The following is a 19,714-nucleotide window of genomic DNA, read 5'->3' as shown; positions in this document are numbered from 1 at the left end:
GAGTTTATTATAACAGTGGGGGACTTTTCAATTACCATGGTGGCCCAGTTTTAGATTACTATAAACAGATATAAATGTCTTTTGATTTATCTTCTACCTTTACCCGCGTCTGCCTTGGAATTAACCTTAGTTCATCAGCAATGGTTCGTAAGTAAAGATGGAGATGGGAGATAAATTGTTGTAGTTGCTTGTCATGTTCCCTCATGTCTTCTTCGGCAATTCTCACAGTTCGTTGAATTCGATCGCTCATTTTTTCTTGCCATTCGATTACATCGCCAAAGTTAAGTTTATGTTCGATTCCTGTAATACATGTATTTCGTAGTTTAATATCGATAATTTTTTCGTGACAAAACCTAATGAATTGTGCTTTTTCACGATCGCGCTTTTTCTGCAAAGAAAGTACTTTTTCTCTTATAGATGACAGGTCATCGACCGAATGAGAAACAATCTCCATCCGTTTATACGCATAATCTTGTTTGATTTGTTCTTCTAGTAGACGTTTCGGAACACTTTCATGCAAGAATGCAAAGAGCATATCTTGCTTCTCTAATTCATTTATGGCTTTTTCTATTTCCCTTTCCAATAACTCGTATCTTTTTTGTTCCCCCGTTAAAAAATTGAATCTTTCCTGCAACCTTTTTCGCTCTACATTAAGCTGTTCCTTTACCTCTGTATGGGAAACATTAAAGATTTCAATTTCCTGATATAATTTTTGAAAATCACCCTTACGAATCTCATATTCATGACTTGCTTTATACCACTGCTCTTTAAGTCCATCCACTGTCGTTCTTAACGTTTCGATTCTTCCTTCTAAATCTTTAATCGATTTGCTAAGCTGGGTAATTTCTTCTGTCCCGTGAGCTGGAAATTCAATTGCTTCTACTAATCCATATTGTTGCTCTAACAGGGTTTTTTCACCGGTTAACTCTTCAAGTTTCTTATTCACTGTTTCTATTTTTTCTTCTAGTAACTCCCTGCCTTCTTGCTTATCATCTAACTTTCTTCTCAATGATTTCCGTTCATTTACTAATAGCTCATAACTTTTGGAAGAAAATTTCGGTTCTTCCTTTGCTACTTCTTTATAATAAGTATCCCCTCTTAGAACATATAATGGCTCCTTGGCTAGACTTAATTGCCTATCTAGTTCATCAAGTTCGTCTGAAAGATTAGCCAGAAGTCTTCCTATTTTTTCTATTTCTTTCGTTACTTTATCCATTTTCTCACAAATTCTTATGAGTTCTTTCATGTAGAACTCCCAGTCTTTCTTTTTCGTAAAATAATTTCTGCCTTTAGAGAGCTTGGACTCTAGTCCATTATAAATATCCTTGGCCTCGGATAATCGCTTCGTATAATCTTCTATCTCTCTTTCGTTGCTCTCTACCTTCGCATTGAGCTCATGCAACACTCGTTTTTGTTTTGCTTCTTCCTCCGAAGCTACTCTTAATTGTTCTTTTAGATGAGTGTACTGCTCGAATGGATATCTCAGAATAAATTCACGAACCTTCGAAAAAACTTCCCTCCAGCTTTGAAGCTCTGATTCTTTCTTAGTCCGCTCATTCTTCGATTCATTCGCTTGCTTTTCGACCTCAATCTTCCAGTGATTAAACTTTTCGATCGAGAGGTTTTCTTTCCAAATACGAGGAAAAATCTGTTGGTCATTAGGTTTCTCCTGTCCCCTAATCAACGTTCGGGCTTCTTCCTCCGTACAAATGTATACCGGATGAGACATCTCAAGTTCAACTGCATACAACTTATCACGTAACTTCATCACTTCTGCTTCCGTCACAATAAATGTGATGGACCAATACGGATATTTGAGAAAATATTCTTCCACCGAACCTTCCAACGAACGAGCCGCTTGCTGAACAAAATCAGTTCCTAGTTCAAGATAGGTAAATTGGTTTCGCCAACGATTTCTCCATAACTCAAGCTTGGGGTCTGCGGTAAATGACGGATTATTTTGATAGTCATCAGCGAATCTAGTTGCCTGTCTTTCTTTGAATAATAAATCTTCTTTTTCTTTTGAAAGCTTTTCCACTCTTTCTTCAAGCTGCGCGAAAATGGTTTCTTCTTTTTCATAAATCGAATTGTAATACATCCATTGGGGCATTCGTGCCACTAGTTCAGATAAGATTTCGTTTTGTTGGTGTTCGATTACTTTTATTTGTTGCTTGTATTTTGTTACTTCATCCCGAAAGTTATCGTACTCCTTTTGTACATTTGGGATCGCTTCCTTAAGTTCCTGTTTTGAGTGCTCTAATGCTTTTATATGACTATCAAAAGCGACCATTTCTTCATGATAGCACCCGAAATCACGCTCCCATTTCGGAAACTCACCCTCTACACTTTCTTTAAGTGGGTTCGCCAATATTTCTTTCGTAATTTCTTGCATATCTTTTTCTATATGCTCAGTTTTAGTATTTAGCTCTCTATCTTTTAGTCTTTTCGTCTTAGCATCATTTTCAAGACTTGCATGAACCTTTTCCTCTTGTTCTATTTCATCCTGCTTCCTACTTTTTTGATGTTCAACTAACTTTATAATTCGTTCTATTTTCTCTTCTTCCTGGGTGAAATACCCTTTCAAAAAAGCAGTATTGTCTGCTAATAGCTCCTCAAGTTCGACAGTTTCTTCATCTTTTTTTAGGGAGCTGAGTTGCTCTAAATAATGAAGGCGTAATTCCTCATTTTTCTTTATATCCTTATGAACTTTCGCAACCCTTAGTTGTGTTAAGCGGTTATTCTTTTCTTTTTGCCCATGTACGAATTGATCGAATTCCTCTTTTTCCACTTTATACTTGTCAAATGCCGCATCTTTCTTTTGCTGCAACAGAGAGAGCTCATAGGATTTGCTCCTCCGTTCCCACTCATCCTGCTCAACTTGCCAATTTTCTATGCTAGATTGAATATTTCTTAAAGTTTCCCTTGTTTCTTCCTGCTCAGCCTTCGTATGATTGTACAGTGATTTCACATTTACCTTCTGTTCCTCTAGTTGTTTTTCGACTTGATCTAATTGCTTGAAGGAAGATGCATAACTTTCAATTTCCTTTTCTACTTGTTGATTCTCTTCAATTACACGACGTAATCTTTTATGGGCTTTAAAATGCTCCCGCTGCTTCTCAAAGGTTTGGACAAAATCGATTGAACCTTTTCCGGCGATTGCCTCCTCGACCGTTGGAATAAGCAATTGGTCCACAAGTTGGGAAGTCGTTTTGCAGCCATCAAAAAAACTTTCTACTCCACCTTCAGAGCTATTGATGACAGTGATTTTCTTCCACTCTGAAGCAATTATTTTGAATCGCTCTTCTAAATGCTGATGATAGCTTTTTACCGTATCAAATGTACTCGCTTTTAAAGGATGTGACGACTTCATCGTTGAATAATAATCATTCATCTCATCACGATTCGCAGGTCGAAGTTTTCCATTTGGAGTTGTTCTAACAAAGGGCAATTCCTCAATTCGATGCTTGTCCCCTTCTTCATACTCATAGGTGTAACAATATGATTTAACCCCTTCTTTTTCCATATATAAGGTGACTGCGGTAAGGGCGTAACGTCTCGGCCGTTCAGTGATTATCCATTCTATCGCAATATGAGAACTTGAAGACTCTAGGGAAAGGGTTTCCTTTAATTTGCGCTCTGCTAATTCTGCATTAGGCAAAATCGCCTGGAGCGCCGCTTGAATAAATACAGTTTTTCCTCCACCATTTTCCAATAAAATCGCCCCATTATGGCTATCAAATAGGAAAATATCATCGTTGTATCGCTTTGCTCCACCTTCATACACGACATTGGTGAACCTAATTTTTGAAATAGAGGGCATTTATACCTCCTCCTTTTGTCGATCAATCGAGTAAATAAATTCTAAAATCCCCCGGTTATACTCCAACTCCATAAAATACCTTTGGACAATCACTTTCGCTTTTTCTGTTAATTGCAATTCATCGTTCCCAATGTCTTGCACTAATTCTTGCATCACTAAAAACCGTTTCACCGTATGAAGAAAACTAAGTCTACTAATCGTTCTTCCAGATTGGGATTTGGCTGTTTCTTTTAAATCATCCATATCCTTCCATTTCCCAATAATGGCACTCCAGTTATACTCATATTCCTTTTCAAGCTCTTTTAATTCTTCTTCCCCGATTGCTTGCAATGTCTCTAGCCTTTCATTCACTTGTTCAAGCCAGTCATTCATCGAAATGAAATCGCGCGTTGGCTCTGTCGTTTGATAACTATCGTAAAATTCTCCAATAAGGATAATAATGGTCACATACATAAAATAAATATCTGCATTGACTGTTTTTCCCGTAAAATAAGTTTTTTTCAATGTATCATTCGAAATATGAAAGGGGGAATGTACCGCCAATGGTACGAAGTAGAGGCGTTCCCCAACAGAGAATATGGTACAATCGACTTCTTTGGCAAATTGATCTACTAGCCCTCTAACCTTGTCTTCTGCCAAATACAATCTGAGTTCATCACCCTCACTAAATCCCTTTTGACTAATTTTTGCATAAATTCGAAAAGCTTTTATTACTTCTTCTTGTCTATAGTCCATCTTCTTCACCTACCATTAAACGAAGCTCCATGTTTTGGATAGAAAACCGCTCCGTCACTATCGTAATTTCAGGTAATTCTTCTATTTCTATTGAGGAGTATTTGTGTTTAATTAACTCTAAAACTTCTTCAAATAGAGACCCATTACTTTCCTCTGTTTTTTCATGAATAATGGGTGATCGTTGATGCATAACATACCAGAATTGATAAAATAGTCTTCTATTCAACCAGTTAGGATCCTCTACACGAGTTCTTTCGATCACTTCGTTTAAGGTTATCACATCTTTTCCTTCCATTATCTTCAGAAGAAGGGTCATAATATCCCCAAATAATTTCTGAACCTGAGCATTTTCTAGTTCCTGTAATGCCTCGTCAGAAAGTTCATCAAAGTCATTCGTTCGCTCTATCCCATCATGAGTTTCAATACGTTGCTCTGAAAAAATCACTAGCGGAGACCAGGTTTCGCTCTGTTCAATTTTTAGAAATGGCTCTATTAATCTTTTTGATGCGACTAGAGGCAAAGGCTTACTTACTAGTGGAGCTGTAATTTCTTGTTTAAAGTTAAAAGAGTCAATACCTACAAAATAGAGAGCCTCCCCAGCAGCATGTAACGCCGTCGTTTTTAAATCAATACTTTCCTTCAATAACATCGTATGGATATGATGCACTTCCCCAAGCTCCCGATCAATCTGCAAGATTAGTTCGTAAGCTTTTCGCTCCTTTTCCGAATTCATATCGTAGGCCAAGCGATTCTTAGTCTCTTTTACAAATGTATGTAATTCAGAGAATTCTTCATTTTCCCTTATTAATCGGGCATTGATATCCTCAACCATTTGTTTATAACGTTCATATGTTTCATCCGAGATGATATTTCGTTGAATTTCATGTTTCACAATCGTCATTCGATTTCTTAATGATTCCACATCAATATGCATTTCATCAATTTGCCTTAAGGCTCCGATAAATTCCCCTTTTTCAAGCTGTTTCCTTAAGACTAACTGGTTAATGGATAGTTGAAACTCGGTGAAATACTCCTTCGTCGCAAAAACGAGTTCTAGCCCTTGTTCATCTAATTTATAATATTGGGTATTCGAATTGATATCTGCTCGATCGGCTTTCAAAATGGAATAATGGACGGATTCATACTCCCTCGTTTCCCAATTATAAAATGTTTTTTCATTCCTCTTTCCACTCGGTGGACGAAAGGTCTCCACGATGGTTCGAGCAACCTTTTCAAAGCCTTCAAGGGAGAGGGAGTATTCACCACGGTTTAACGCAAAAAGATATTGAGCTAAATCTTGTGTACTAGTCTTTTTGTTTCTAATTAACATGTTTTCAAAGAAAAATAACAGGGTTAATAAACCATAACCGAAGTAGTCAATCGGTTGATTTTTTTCATCCTTTTCCCGCTTGTTTTCTAATCGGAATAACGGATCGAATAATGCTAATCGCTGCATTCGTTCACGGTAGTTTTCCGTTATCCCTTTTAATTCTAAGTCCATAATGTGTTCCTCCAAATATGATGTAGCTCTTCCTTCGTTAACGATTCTTGAGGATAGTAACCATTTTCCTGAAACATGGATACTATGGCCTCCTGATCTTTTTTACTAAAATAATGTAAAAAGTGCTGTAACGCCACTTCATTCCTCATTTGATTTTCTTTCCCTTCAAAGTAAGGTTTTCTAAGCATGGCCTCATAAAAAGATGTGGCCAAATTCATGTTGTATTTTTCGTAGACGTGGTTGAAAATACTAACCCCTTCATAATCTAAGTCGCCAAAATAATAAATTTTATGTTGAATTTCCTTGTCAGTGAGGCCGACCTGCTTGGATAATTGGTTTAGACTTGAAGAGATTTTCCATCCTGAACCGTATATAAGTGTAGTGAAACTGGTATTTAATAATAAATCTATTAATCCGGAATAGGTTGCTTTATTTTCTACAATGAGGTGTCTATGTACGCTTTGATTTGACAGAAGCTCGTTCGGGTTTATTGCAAACATGAGGGGGTCTGGGGTTTTAATGATCTTCAACTTATCCCATAGATTCAGCTTATCTAACAGAGCTTTTCCACCCTGCTCATCAATCCATTTCTCATCCTTCATTATTTCATAAGAACGACCCGAGCTATTGGTGGGGATGGTAGGTAGTCCGTTTTTCTTTAAATACGCATCGATCAATACTATGTATGCTTTATCCTCCAGCCATTTCTTTTTGGAAAGCGAAAAATAAGGGCTTAAATCTATGGCAGGATGGACTTTAAACTGCATCTTTTGAATTTCTTCTATTAAAGGCTGGTTTACTTTCCCTTTTTGAATTCGAAAACTATTAGGTAATCCTTTCCAATTGGTTCCATGGCTCCTTATCGCTGAAATAAAACCTTCATTTATTAAAACTTGAACTGACGCAGCAAAATCATCATATCTATCACAAGTATTTGCAACCTTTTCTAATTCACTAAGTGTTATAGTTGACTTTCTAGCTGATTCAAGGATTAAAACTAATCTATCTTTCATACACCATCTCAACTTTCAAAGGTTAATGTTCTGGATGCATTCTAAAATATGAGTGAGATACACATGATCATTTTTCATAATGGGATTGCCTCATTTAAAATTTTCTCTTTTATGCTATGATGAATAGCGTTTTCTGTCAGTACATCAACGTTTTTACCCATTATTTCTTCCATTTCCTGTTTAAATCTAATTAAGTCGAATAAACTTTTCCCTTCTTCAAAACTTACTAATAAATCAATGTCACTTTCTTCACCATCTTCTGATCTTGCAACAGAGCCAAATAGTTTTAAATTTTTAATTCCATTTTCTTTAGCAATTCTTAAAATTTCTTCTCGATTGTCTTTCAGCTTCATACTTATGGACACAGGATCACCTCCAAATTGCTTCGTACACTTATTTTACAATGATTTATTCTATATTTCATCTTATACTCTAAAGTTTCAATAATAACAATCTACATTTGTTAAGAATAAAGTCGTACTGTTAGAGAAGACTGGACAGTTCACGCTTGGCGAATGTTGTGCCAACCGTAATCCATAGTCGATGCATCGACATCCTGTTTTTACACCAAGAGGGCTCTTTTTTTGTTAAACCTCAAGTTTCTTCATTACAGGAATGCTACCTTTTACACTTTTTGGCGTCTAGAGTATAATACAAATTTTCTCACGTTCTTCAGCAACATAAAATTTTATATATCTTTTAATTCTTCTTTAAAAAATCTTTAGAATCTCCATCTAAACTTATCTTGTGTTTAAAAATAAAGATAATTTCAGGAGGATTTTTTATGGACGAAATGTCAATTATGTTTACTATTGAATCTTGGTATGTTTTAATACCACTATTTATCGGTGTGCTTAGGGTTTAACTTATGAAATTGATTCATCTAATAAATCCAATACTATTATTAGATTTTCCTTAGTTACAATTTCTTTCTTATTCATAAAATCTCCCTTTATAAATCCTTTTTATAATAACCCGCCCTTCAATGAAATATTGCGTAGTACATTGGTTTCCCGATATGAGAACTTCCGGCCAATCAGCCGAGAGAAAAGCTCAATGTCTGGAAACCCTTTGTTTATAGGCATATACAGCCCTTCTATTTCTCAACCCTTGACATCAATGCCACGCACTCCACGTGTGTCGTATGCGGAAACATATCCACCGGCTGTACTTCCTTCGTCTCAAATCCGCCATCTTCCAAAATCCTCAAATCGCGTGCTAATGTCGCTGGGTTGCATGAGACATACACGATGCGCTCCGGATTCATAGCAATGATCGTCTTAAGCAAAACCTCATCACATCCCTTTCTCGGCGGGTCAACGACAATAACAGCTGCTTGAATGCCTTGTTTGTGCCACCATGGGATAACCTTTTCCGCTTGGCCGACGGCGAATTCGGCGTTTTCGATATGGTTGAGCCTTGCGTTTCTCTTGGCGTCAGCAATGGCTTCCCCGACAATTTCGACCCCGTACACTTTGTGGGCTTGTTTAGCCAGGAATAATGAGATTGTACCAATGCCGCAGTAAGCGTCAATAACAGTTTCTTTTCCAGTGAGTGCGGCGTATTCGAGTGCTTTATCGTATAAAACTTTCGTCTGGACTGGGTTAACTTGGTAAAAGGATCTTGCAGAGATGGCAAATTTAATGTCTCCGATATAGTCGTAAATGTATGGCTCTCCCCAGATGGTGCTTGTCTCATCACCAAAGATGACATTTGTCCGCTTTGGATTGACATTATGGACGATGGATTTCACGTTTGGGATTTCTTTTGTGATTCTTTCAATGAGCTGCTTTTTGTGAGGGAGGTCTTTTGTTTTTGTGATAAGAACGACCATAATTTCTTTTGTTTGTTTTCCGTATTTCGCAATGATGTGCCTAAGTACACCGCGGTGTTCCTGTTCGTCATAGGCGCTGATACCGAGGTCGTTCGCGATTCGTTTAACGATGTTGACAACTTGATCATTGGATTCTTCTTGAATCAAGCATGCTTCCATATTGATAATTCGATGGCTGCTTTTTTGGTAAAAACCGGCGATGAGTCCAGCCTCTTCTTCGCCAACAGGCACTTGCGCTTTGTTTCGGTAACGCCAAGGGGGCTCCATGCCGATAACGGGGTGGACGTGTACATGCTCCAAGCCTCCAATTCGGGCAAGGGCGTCTTGGACTTGTTTTTGCTTATAGTTTAGCTGGCCTTCGTACGTGAGGTGCTGTAGCTGGCAGCCGCCGCACTGATTGTAAATCGGACAGCTAGGCTCTGTTCGAAATTCACTTTCTGACGTCAGTTGTAACAGTTTGCCGTAGCCATAGGCTTTTTTTGTTTTAAGAACTTTTACTTTCGCTTTTTCCCCTGGCAGGCCGTAAGGGACGAATAATGTGTAGCCGTTTACTTTTGCGACACCTGATCCATCGTGGGTCATGTCCTGAAATTCAACTTCGATGATATCATTTTTTTGAACGGGGATTGTCTGTTTTGCCATGATTTTTCATCCTTTTTAGAGGTTAATCAAAAAGTCCGGTAAAAATAGCTGTCGAATTTCTTCGTCAGCTTCGTTCTTGCGGTACTCACGTATCCTACAAACGGGAAGGTTTCTTCTGCTAAAAACGTGCACGTCCTGTGCACAACGCAGAAGTCAGCACCTCCTGTGCAAGTCCGTTCCTCAGAACTTTGCTTCCTCGAAGGAGCCAGGATGGCGACATTTCAACGTTGGCCACAGGACGTGGCCTGCCTTTAGTTGAAATTGGCTCTTTTTGTCCTCCTTTTTGAACACGTATTTATAGTAAAAGAAAGCAGACAATATTGGTGCTGTCTGCTTTACTGCTCTAATTTTTGTATCGTATCCTTTGGTGCAAGCAATTTAATATGTTGATATAAGTTCACAAATTCCCCCGGCAATAAGCCTCCGTATTCGCCGTCTAAATTAAGCTGCATTTTGTCTTGTGTATGAACTTTCACTAGGTTTGCCTTTGTATAGATAACGTGCTGATCGTCCAAATGTTCCCCCCGAATGGCTAATGTTGCTAGACGGATAAATTCAGCAAGGTTCATTTTTTTGACAATTAATAGATCAAAGAGTCCGTCATCAATCGCGGCTTTAGGAAGTAACTTTTCAAATCCGCCGACTGAGTTTGTATTTGAAACAAGGAAAAGCATTATCTCGCCTTCGAAAAACTTGCCGTCATATTCGATTTGCACTGCTGTCGGCCTTACTTGGGGAAGCATTTCAATCCCTTTTAAATAGTAAGCAAGTTGTCCGATTAATGTTTTTAGTTTGACCGGAACGTCATACGTTAATTCGGTAAGCTTTCCGCCACCAGCAATATTAATAAAATATTTATCATTTACTTTGCCAATATCAACAGGAATCTCAACCCCATTGCATAGAACATCACATGCTTTTTCAATGGTACGCGGGATGCCTACGGCGCGGGCAAAATCGTTCGTTGTTCCTGCAGGCAAAATGCCGAGGGTTGGCCTCTTCGGTTTCTCCGCGAAACCATTGATTACCTCATTGATTGTGCCGTCTCCCCCTGCGGCAATCACAAGGTCAAATTCGCGTTCAGCAGCCACATTCGCGGCATTTCTGGCGGAGCCATCGCCTGTTGTTGCGTGTGTCGAAGTTTCGAAACCTGCTTCTTCAAGGCGCCTTAAAATATAAGGAAGATGCCGTTTTACTTGTTCTCTGCCCGCTGATGGGTTATAAATGAGCCTTGCTCTTTTCATTCTTGATCACCTGTTCTTTTCTCTGTCGAAAAATCGACTCCTTCCTAAATAATAGAACAACTGTACAAGATAATGCAATTTTTTTCATTTAATTTTTTGCCATGGTGACAGTTAAGTTGGAAGTATTTGATACATTTACCAAGTACGTTCCTTTGCCAATCTTTAGTGTCCCTGATTGTTGCTCCGGCTCCATCTCTTCTGCATGCTCCTTGTTCAAATCTCCCTTTGTTTCGACAAGCTTCCATTTGTCGCTTTGCCCTTCGATATGCTCGACATTTTCCGCGGTTAGTGTAATGTTTTCGTTCGTTGCAAGCTGAAGGTTTAAATCAGATGCTTCACCAATCGACCAGTTATTGTGCAATTTTCTCGGCTTCACAGTGAGCGATTGGTAATTCGCGTTTACTTCTAGATTAATATTGTCTGGCACGACCATGGTGGCATTCATTTCTTGATATGAACCAAAAGGGTTATGCAAGTCAGGAAGTCCTTTCAAAGTGATATAAAGGGTGTCCCCTTGTTTTTTGGCGGAGATATAATCTTTATTCGAGGTTAGCGCAGCTTTCCCGTTTAATACTTCTGCTCGGTACGTACCAAAGATTGAGAGTTCTTTCTCTTTCCCTGTTTCGATTGTCAACGGATGTGGGCCTGTGTCGACAACGACACGTGTAATATTATGATCCAGCGATGAGGAATAAGCTGGGAGATCGGTTGTTTTCATTTCATACTTCATCCAGTCATGCACTTTATCTAAGACACCTGCAGCACTCATTACCGTAAAACCAATACCGATAAAACCAATGATGCCCACGAAAAAAATGCTTAGAAAATCGTATTTAATCAGGGAATTTTCCTTGTTTGATACAAAAAGGTAAAAAAGAATTTCCAAACCTAGCACAATAAGTAGAAATGGCCACCAACTCGTCATAACATAAGCAAACTTCCAATCAAATAATTGGGATAAAATGAGGAAAACGCCTAGGAAAACAAGCGTTGCCCCCATGGAAATTGTTCCGACGCGCCATGTTCTCATTCTGAAGCCTCCTTGTCCCGTGTTTTTTCTCTGCTTCCAGACAACAGCTTAATCCCCCCGCCGATAAGCAAGATGCATACAACAGTGATTTGAAAATATCGGCTAAACCAATAAGCGAAATCAACGTTAAAATATTCCTGAATGATTGGTGAAAAGACAGGCAATAAAATATTCGTAATCAAATAGTAGCATCCAAGAAGCACAAGTCCGATGCCGACCCATTTTTGGTTGTTAATAAAGTAGGAAATGACCGGTGTATCTTCCAGTGGCTCTATTCCAAGCTTTGACGCTTTTTGCAGTCCGTCAAAAAAGCTGTAAAACCAAATAATTGGAACAAGGAACAAGAAAATCCCCAAATGCAACACGTCTAAAATGTAAATCGAAAACAAGAATGCCGCCATGAGTTGGACGCCTCTTCGCTGCAATCCAAGATAAAGATGTCCCGCTCCCGGAAAAATCGAAAGAAGCGTTGCGATGGCTTTGCTTTTCTTCCCGTCTTCCCTCCGTGTTTCAAAATCTTCAAGAAGCGAACGATCAACAAGTTCTTCGCCTTTTTGTTTTTTATTTAAAAGCTGCATCCCATCAAAAAAGCTGTACACCCATATGACAGGCAAGAGCGCGAGAAAAATAAGAAACTCACCGCGACCTGCCAAACCTGTAACGAATACTACCATTGCGCCTAACCCGAAAAAAGAAACTAATAGTGTTAACCCTCTGTTCATTAAGCCGAGCTGGAAATGCCCGAGGCCGGGAATCATCGAGAGAATGATCGTAAAGAATCGTTCAGATTCAAAATTTGGGTTTGCGCTTGTTGTGTGACTCGCTCCTTCATTAGTTCGAATCAACTTGGATGCGGTCACAACTGTATCAACAAAATTAATGATATACATGAGCAAACCGCCCAAAGCAAATACGATAAAAGGTTCAATAGCAGTCCATTGGTACATTATAAACGACAGAAAAGGAATACCAAATACAGCCAATGTATAAAACAAACCGCGAATTTTTCCTAAATAAAGCAGGCCTCCTCCAGGAAAAAATGCGAGTAAAAATGCAATGATTGGAGTTTTCATCGTCTTTTCGCCTCCTTTGTTTTTTCAATGTCAGGGATCCAAGTTAATGTTTTTTTCATTAATTCCTCCGTAAGTGGCTGATGGTGTTCCTTTTCCACCTTTTCTTCAAAATTACTTGCAATCTGTGTCAGCTGTGCAAACAATCCAGAAGACATCAACATGAGCGTGATGGCTGCAGCGATGAAATAATGAAAGACTGAACTTTGGAAAAGAGATTTTCGATTATTTACCCGCGGTTTAGCATTATGATCTTTTAGTGGAATTTTTTCAATCACGCTGTTAGTAAAATTTTCATCGATGATGTTTGGAAATGATTGTTCATGAGCTTCTACCGCTTTTATATACAACTCAAGACATTGGCTGCAGTCGTAAAGGTGGTTTTCGTAAGTTGCCCGAGCCTTTTCATCGATTTTTTCTTCAACATAGTTCATCCAGTCTTCATACTGAAAATGACTCATGAGAAATCGCTCTCCTTCCAATGCTTTTTCATCCACAATCTTGCACGGTGAAGCTTTGTTGCGATGGTTTCTTTTTTCACGTTTTGTTCTTCAGCCATTTGTTGGTACGACTTTTCCTCTATGTAGTAGCCATAAATGACGTCACGATAATTTTGCGGTAACTCATCTATCCGTCTAAATACGAGTTGTTTCATTTCTTTTTTGATGATTTGGTTTTCGATGTTTTCCGTTGATTCCTTTAAATCAATAAGGAAGTCCTCTGAAGCTTCTTCTCGCTTGCGGTATGCCTTACGTTTCATATCGATGGCATGGTTTACCGCAATTCTCGATATCCATGTCTTGAAGCCCTGGTTCTCATAATCTGGAAGGGAGAGGTAGATTTTGAGAAAGACTTCTTGGGAAGCATCTTCGGCGTCTTTTTGATTTCGAAGAATCCCATAGACCGAATGAAAAACGAGGTTTCGGTATTTCTCGATGATGAGGCGGAAGGCATGTTCATCACCTTGTTTGACTTTTTCAATTAACGCTTGATCCAAATCTTCTCTCCCCTCCTTTCCCATCTCTCTAAATAATAAACGAATGATGGCTGCAATGTTATACACTTTATTTGGTAATGACGCGAGAAACAAAAAATAGATCCTCAATTTATGAGAATCTATCCATCGTTAGTTTGTATAGGAACAAACGATCCTATATGATATAATAGAAATACAAGAGACCGGCTTTGCATGAGGGGTAGGCACATCGTTTGCACCTTCTGGGAATATTTCCTATGAAGGGAGGTGTTGCCCATGGATGTGGAAATCGCACTTACGCTGATGATCTCCTTCGGCATGTTAATTGCTTTTATCATGTCTGAAAAAAATGACCCCTCATACGCTTTAGCAGGCCTTGAGGGATCACTGTCTCACTTGTGCCTAGCCCCTCTTGATGGGGTTTGGTCTTATTGTAACCGTTCCATGTTGGCGCATGGGGCGGTTTTTAATAGTGTATAATTTTCTACATATATTATACCATGAATAGGAATTTTGTACACTTTCCATATTTAAAAGCATTTAGAAAAGCAAATATCCTCGTGCCCATAAATGTCTACCGCTTCCTTGTTTCATATGTGGGAAACGATCGAATACCATGAGAGCACTCTTTCCTTTGAGGTACCCCATCCATTCGGATACGCTCAGTTTTGAAGGAGGACTTTTGTCATCATTCCTCACGGCACTTCCTGTTCTGTTCTCCGGGGCATAGCCTTGGGCTTAATGTTTGAGTTATAACCATCACCTAGGAATTTTATTTTAATTTAACTGTGTTCAGATTTTAGGAGTGGTTTTTCGCTTTGCTTCTGTTCATCAACCATCTAATGATAAAATTAAATTTTTTAATACGGCAATTGTGGAAGGCCGTGATCAGCCATTCATCGCCTTGCTTAATAAGAATATTGGTATTGATGGATTCACGGTTTTTCGGATAATCTTTTTGCCGCGGCATTTTCGTATTGCCAATACAGTGGACGATCGCTGTGCGGTCGTTTAGAAAGCGAATGCCGGTGATTCGCCCCTCCATTTGCGAGCCTTTTAAGACGCCATTGAATAATTCATGATGGGAATCTTCTACTTCTTGTTTGCCTTTTAAGTGTTGTCCGAAGAACGTCACATAGTCCACATCTTCAGTAAAGCAATGCGCGTAGGCATTCGCGTCCCCACGGCTCCATGCCGCAAACATATGATCAAATACCGTTTCAATTTCCTTTTTCTCTTTTGCCCAATCCATCGTCATTGTCTTTACTCTCCTTTTTCCTTATTGGTTATAGATGCTTTCAGCTGATCTTTGAGTTCATTCGACCAGCGCAATTCCAAAGCCCATTGTTCGAGCTGCAGGTCCATCAAGCTGCGTATGGTTTGATAAAAGCTGGATTCTTGAACGGGCTTAACCATTTCGGGGTTGTCATCAAATTCCTTCTGTTGTTCTTTGATATGGTTAATAGCTTTTTGGCAATACCTTATATAGTGATTAATTAATGCAAGTTGATCTTCCTCTTCCAAAAATTCAAAGTAAATCGCTTTAATATGAAAAACTTTTGGGTAGTTCCCAAGGCCCTTTTCAGTTTCCATCATCAATTCATAAAAGCGCGCCCTCCCCTTCGAGGTAATGTCGAAAGTGCGGGAGGAACGTTTAGACGGAAATGGCACACTTTTTGAATCCGCTTCTTTAATGAGCCCATCTTTCTCTAACTTATTTAGCAGTGTTGAAAGCGTGCCCCTGCTAAACTTTTCCCAAGGGCCGATGGTATCGTTGGCGATTTTCGAAATAAGGTAGGCGTGTAAAGGAAACTTCATTAATAAGGCCAAGACAAGCAGTTCATACATATGAAACACTCCAATTGACGTTATGAGTTTTTATAGTTTTTTTAAAACCATTTTGTTAAAACTATAATATGCTTCAAACACTTTGTCAATGACTAAATGGCCACTAATTCAAAATTCCCTATTATCGTGATCCGTGCTGACGATTGGCTGCATGATTATCACTACTTCCTTAGCAGATAACTATTAAAGAAGAAAAACTTCTATTATTCACAACCTTCAAAAGAGGCGACAAAAAAAAGAAGAGACGAATGCCTCTTCTATCTTCTTTGTTCATTATATTTTCTTAACCCATTACAAGTTCTTTTTCGAGAACTTTTCCATCCACAATCGCTTGAACTTCAGTACCTTCCAGCGTTTCTTTTTTCATTAACGCTTCAACTAACTGTTCAAATTGTGCTTCGTTTTCACGGATGAGTTTTTCTGTTTTGATCATCGCTTCATCAAAAAGCTGCTGCATTTTTGCTTCTTTTTGATCGTTTTTAAACGTTAGTGTGAATCCATCTTGAAGCATTCCTGTATCAACCATTTGCTCGATAATTTCTTTCGCTTGTTGAACATCTCCGCTTACGCCGATGCTGTGTTCACCAAGGTACATTCGTTCAGCGACCCCGCCGGCCAGGATCATGCTCACTTGATCGAGCAATTCGCTTGTTGTCGACAAATGAAGTTCTTTTTGAATCGGTGCGACATAGCCAAGTGCTTGTCCCCTTGGAATAATCGTTGCTTTTCTAACCGATCCCGGTTTCGTAATTGCGGCAATAAGCGCATGGCCCGATTCGTGAATCGCAACGCGCCGTTTCGTATTGAAATCATTAAGCGAGCGCGAGGTGCTTCCAAGAATTGTACGGTCAATCGCAAAGTCAAGATCGCTCTTGTTAATTTGCTTACGCCCATCTCGGACAGCTCTTCTGCTAGCCGTTTCAAATAATGAGCTAATCTCGGCGCCTGAGAAGCCTGAAGTGCTCTCAGCGAGCATATCGAGTGATGCAACGACGTCGCCTGAAAGTGGCTTTCCTTTCGTATGAATGTCGATGATTTCCCTTCTTCCTTTCGTATCAGGTAGAGGGACATTGAATGTAAAATCGATCCTGCCAGGCCTTAGAAAGGCATCATCAAGCATATCTTTTCTATTCGTTGCCGCGATGAACAGGATACCGTCATTGTCTTTCCCGCCGTCCAATTGCACAAGCAGCTCTGTTAGCGTCCGTTCCGCTTCTTCACTTCCATGTGCTTTCCGCTTGCCTGCGAGCGCATCAACTTCATCTATGAAAATTACAGCCGGTTTTTGCTTTCTGGCGTTTTGAAAGAGAGAACGTACCCGTGCTGCCCCGACACCGACAAATAACTCTGTGAAAGCAGCTCCGCTCGAAGAAAAGAATGCCGCGCCTATTTCACGCGCAATCGCTTGGGCAAGCAACGTTTTTCCTGTTCCGGGCGGCCCATATAATAGGATTCCTTTCGGGGGTTTAATTCCAACTTGCAAGGATCGTTTTGGGTTTTTGACGATGGATAATGTCTGTAAAATCTCTTCTTTCATTTCGATCGGAATGCCGCCAATATCATCCATCGTGATATTTGGAAGGGGCGTCGTTTTGGCTGCGCTGTTTTTCATAGATTTCGTGCCGACTCCACCTTTTAGCATAATGGCTAAAAACGCAGCGAGTGCGATAAATAATATTCCGCCTAGAATTAATCCACCGTAGCGGGATTGGTCTGAATATTTATAGGTGATATTATATTTTTCAACCAGTTCTTCAACCATTTGGCTCTGTGGGCGAACTTGGGTAACATAGAGGGCGTCTTTTGTCTTTAAATAGAGGGTGCCATCTGACTTTTCTTTAAGAGAAACGGTTTGGCCATTTTGCGCTTGAATCGTTTGCTCCAATTTGGAAAATGTCACAGGGATTCCTTTGTTAGAATCAACGATAACCCATCCAATGGCAGCTGAAATGCCTAACACGGCTAAGATGAGAATCATAATCTTAGTTGCTAGTCTAGTGTTTGACTTCAAGCCTCCCCAACTCCTTCTTTAATATACTATCCATTATAGTGAAGAAGGGGTAAATTGAACAGGTAAATTACCGGTGTTTTTTACATTTTTTTACAATCTGTTACGACTTCGTGAACGGTCGGCTATTCTAATCTTCGAATGTAAAACTTAGAATTTCACCTGTATACGCTTGAACGAAAACGATGGCGTCTTGTTCTTCTGTCTCAATTTCAACTTTGTATGCGTGGGAGCCGTCATAGCTTTCCAGTTCAATGTCTTCGACTTCACCTTTCACCTTTGACAAAGCAATTTCGGCAGCTTTTTCCTTTCCAATTTTTTCCCTTTGTTCCTCTTTTATTTGCTTGTGATTTTTTTGTATGAGATGCAATGATTGGATGTCGCCTGTATGCCGGTCCATCTCAAGTCCATACGTTCCGAATTGGTTTTGTACTTCAATGAGAAATTGCTGATCGTTTTGTTTCATCTTTGTCACGTCTCCGCCATAGAGCGACCTCACCATTTCAGCTGCTTCTTTTTCATTTATCGGTGTCTTATCGTTCGCTGTAAGACGCTGCACACCAAATCCAACACCAAATATAAACACTGCAGCTGCCAGTATGATCATCCATTTTCTCATTTTTCCACCTCATCATTTTGGACGCGATTTGGCAGGATCACGGTCACCTTCGTTCCTTTCTTTTCTTCACTTTCGATCTGAATGTTTCCATGATGCGCATCAATGATTTTTTTTGCGATGGCGAGGCCAAGGCCTGTTCCTCCGCTTGTTCGCGTTCGTGACTTATCCACTCGAAAGAAACGATCAAAGACCGCATGAAGATTTTCCTTCGGTATGCCAATTCCTTTATCTTCCACAGAAAAGTAAGCATTTCCGTTTGTTCGTCCCACATGGATATCAATGGCTTCAGAGCTATACTTTCGTGCATTATCAAGCAAAATATAGAGAATCTGTTTGATTTTTTGCTCATCTGCCTGAACATATACTAAGCGCTCGCCACAATGAACATGAACTTTACGCTGATACACGTTTTCAAAGGTTTTCCCAGTTTCTACACATAGGTCGAATAAGTTAAATGTTGTGAATGCCATGTTCAAATCTTCCTCATTTTTTGCAAGCAGCAGCATTTGCTCTGTCATTTCTCTCATTCTTCCTGCTTCAGAATAGATGGCGTCAATCGATTCTTCAACTAAATCAGGCCTTTTCATCCCCCAGCGCTTGAGCATATTCGCGTAACTTTCAATAATGGTTAATGGCGTTTTTAATTCATGGGAAGCGTCTGAAACGAATTGTTGCTGCTTTTCAAAATTACGTTCAAGTATTTCAATCATACTGTTAAAGGTGTTTGCCATTTTGTACAATTCATCTTTCGGACGGTGCTTGCTTCTGATCCTTTTGAAAACACCTTTTCGTTGAATTTCTTCCATCGTATCAATCATCGTGTTGATGGGTTTTAAAATTATTTTGCTTAAAGCGATTCCCCCTAAATAAGAAGGAATCAGGATGAGGAGGGATGCCACAATAAGGACGATTTTTAACACATTCATGTTGTTCTCTGTTGCAGCAAGGCTTTCCATCACTTCAAGCGTTGCCACTTCCCCATTATTCCAAATGATAGGAAAATAAGAGGCGACATATGGTTCACCATTTACTTCGAGTACCTTTGTAGATTGTGATTTGTAAAAGGCTGCTTCATGATTTGACAGCACAGTTTGTTTTACGACTGAAACGATCGGTTCGTTTTGCGCGTTGATCACTCGTATCAGTCCGTTCTCAGGCAAATAGGCTCTTAAAAGAGCAGTCCGATCCGATTCATTTATACCCATTTGAATATTTTTTGCGATTTCTGTTGTATGGTGACTGCTGCGTTCCATTTCATTCTGGATCGTTAGGTTTTTAAATAAAAAATAAACCGCAATATTCGTAATGAGCAACAGGATAAGAAGCAAAACGGTTGAAAATAGCTGGATTACATTTCGAATATGCATCGGTTTG

17 protein-coding genes and 1 pseudogene are annotated in these 19,714 nt (G+C 39.4%); 1 reads left to right on the top strand and 17 read right to left on the bottom strand.

Annotated features, from left to right (window positions below):
* Window positions 1–58 precede the first annotated feature (58 nt).
* The 11 genes from DCC39_RS11655 to DCC39_RS11605 all read right to left on the bottom strand — a co-directional run bounded on the left by DCC39_RS11655 (window position 59) and on the right by DCC39_RS11605 (window position 13,910).
* On the bottom strand, window positions 59–3,820 hold the full coding sequence (locus DCC39_RS11655) for a coiled-coil domain-containing protein (protein WP_116555075.1): 3,762 nt from the start codon (window positions 3,818–3,820) through the stop codon (window positions 59–61).
* On the bottom strand, window positions 3,821–4,555 hold the full coding sequence (locus DCC39_RS11650) for a DUF6063 family protein (protein ID WP_116555074.1): 735 nt from the start codon (window positions 4,553–4,555) through the stop codon (window positions 3,821–3,823). It lies immediately after the preceding gene.
* Window positions 4,545–6,056 (bottom strand): replicative DNA helicase, encoded by a 1,512-nt coding sequence (locus DCC39_RS11645; protein WP_116555073.1) that lies wholly within the window; start codon window positions 6,054–6,056, stop codon window positions 4,545–4,547. The genes DCC39_RS11650 and DCC39_RS11645 overlap by 11 nt, the downstream gene beginning before the upstream one ends.
* Complete coding sequence (locus DCC39_RS11640; RefSeq protein WP_116555072.1) at window positions 6,047–7,069, bottom strand: Wadjet anti-phage system protein JetD domain-containing protein; 1,023 nt, start codon at window positions 7,067–7,069, stop codon at window positions 6,047–6,049. Before DCC39_RS11640 ends, DCC39_RS11645 begins: the two co-directional genes overlap by 10 nt.
* A gap of 74 nt (window positions 7,070–7,143) precedes the next feature.
* Window positions 7,144–7,434, bottom strand: coding sequence for a nucleotidyltransferase family protein (locus DCC39_RS11635; RefSeq protein ID WP_205948501.1), 291 nt, complete (start codon window positions 7,432–7,434; stop codon window positions 7,144–7,146).
* Window positions 7,435–8,165: 731 nt separating this feature from the next.
* The gene (rlmD, locus tag DCC39_RS11630) at window positions 8,166–9,545 is read right to left on the bottom strand and encodes a 23S rRNA (uracil(1939)-C(5))-methyltransferase RlmD (RefSeq protein ID WP_116555071.1); all 1,380 of its coding nucleotides are present in this window, start codon (window positions 9,543–9,545) and stop codon (window positions 8,166–8,168) included.
* A 335-nt stretch (window positions 9,546–9,880) separates the two neighbouring features.
* Window positions 9,881–10,789, bottom strand: a complete 909-nt coding sequence (locus DCC39_RS11625; protein WP_116555070.1) for a diacylglycerol kinase — start codon at window positions 10,787–10,789, stop codon at window positions 9,881–9,883.
* 88 nt (window positions 10,790–10,877) lie between these two features.
* Complete coding sequence (locus tag DCC39_RS11620) at window positions 10,878–11,819, bottom strand: LiaF transmembrane domain-containing protein (RefSeq protein WP_116555069.1); 942 nt, start codon at window positions 11,817–11,819, stop codon at window positions 10,878–10,880.
* Complete coding sequence (locus DCC39_RS11615) at window positions 11,816–12,892, bottom strand: hypothetical protein (protein ID WP_116555068.1); 1,077 nt, start codon at window positions 12,890–12,892, stop codon at window positions 11,816–11,818. Before DCC39_RS11615 ends, DCC39_RS11620 begins: the two co-directional genes overlap by 4 nt.
* A complete protein-coding gene (locus DCC39_RS11610) occupies window positions 12,889–13,350 on the bottom strand; it encodes a hypothetical protein (protein ID WP_116555067.1) in 462 nt (153 codons plus the stop codon). The genes DCC39_RS11615 and DCC39_RS11610 overlap by 4 nt, the downstream gene beginning before the upstream one ends.
* Window positions 13,347–13,910, bottom strand: coding sequence for an RNA polymerase sigma factor (locus DCC39_RS11605; protein ID WP_116555079.1), 564 nt, complete (start codon window positions 13,908–13,910; stop codon window positions 13,347–13,349). Before DCC39_RS11605 ends, DCC39_RS11610 begins: the two co-directional genes overlap by 4 nt.
* Window positions 13,911–14,141: 231 nt before the next feature.
* Here DCC39_RS11605 and DCC39_RS11600 point away from each other — a divergent pair, with 231 nt between their 5' ends.
* Window positions 14,142–14,345 (top strand): hypothetical protein, encoded by a 204-nt coding sequence (locus DCC39_RS11600; RefSeq protein WP_116555066.1) that lies wholly within the window; start codon window positions 14,142–14,144, stop codon window positions 14,343–14,345.
* Between the two features lie 72 nt (window positions 14,346–14,417).
* Here DCC39_RS11600 and DCC39_RS19460 read toward each other — a convergent pair.
* From DCC39_RS19460 to DCC39_RS11570, 6 genes and pseudogenes are all read right to left on the bottom strand, one after another.
* Window positions 14,418–14,546 (bottom strand): annotated as a pseudogene (locus DCC39_RS19460) (transposase); the annotation flags it as partial.
* A 118-nt stretch (window positions 14,547–14,664) separates the two neighbouring features.
* Window positions 14,665–15,123, bottom strand: a complete 459-nt coding sequence (locus DCC39_RS11590) for an SgcJ/EcaC family oxidoreductase (protein ID WP_240613623.1) — start codon at window positions 15,121–15,123, stop codon at window positions 14,665–14,667.
* A 5-nt stretch (window positions 15,124–15,128) separates the two neighbouring features.
* Entirely contained in the window at window positions 15,129–15,713 is a 585-nt protein-coding gene (locus DCC39_RS11585) for a PadR family transcriptional regulator (RefSeq protein WP_116555064.1), read from the bottom strand.
* 283 nt (window positions 15,714–15,996) lie between these two features.
* A complete protein-coding gene (locus DCC39_RS11580; protein ID WP_407071852.1) occupies window positions 15,997–17,724 on the bottom strand; it encodes an AAA family ATPase in 1,728 nt (575 codons plus the stop codon).
* A gap of 127 nt (window positions 17,725–17,851) precedes the next feature.
* Window positions 17,852–18,340 carry a PepSY domain-containing protein gene (locus tag DCC39_RS11575; RefSeq protein WP_116555062.1) on the bottom strand — a complete coding sequence of 163 codons (489 nt, stop codon included), beginning with the start codon at window positions 18,338–18,340 and terminating at the stop codon, window positions 17,852–17,854.
* On the bottom strand, window positions 18,337–19,707 hold the full coding sequence (locus DCC39_RS11570; protein WP_116555061.1) for a sensor histidine kinase: 1,371 nt from the start codon (window positions 19,705–19,707) through the stop codon (window positions 18,337–18,339). Before DCC39_RS11570 ends, DCC39_RS11575 begins: the two co-directional genes overlap by 4 nt.
* Window positions 19,708–19,714: the final 7 nt, after the last annotated feature.

The sequence above is a fragment of the Pueribacillus theae genome, from assembly GCF_003097615.1.
GTDB classification, from domain to species: Bacteria; Bacillota; Bacilli; order Bacillales; family UBA6769; genus Pueribacillus; species Pueribacillus theae.
Note: the sequence above shows the minus strand (reverse complement) of the source record. Positions and strands in the feature narration are given on the sequence as shown.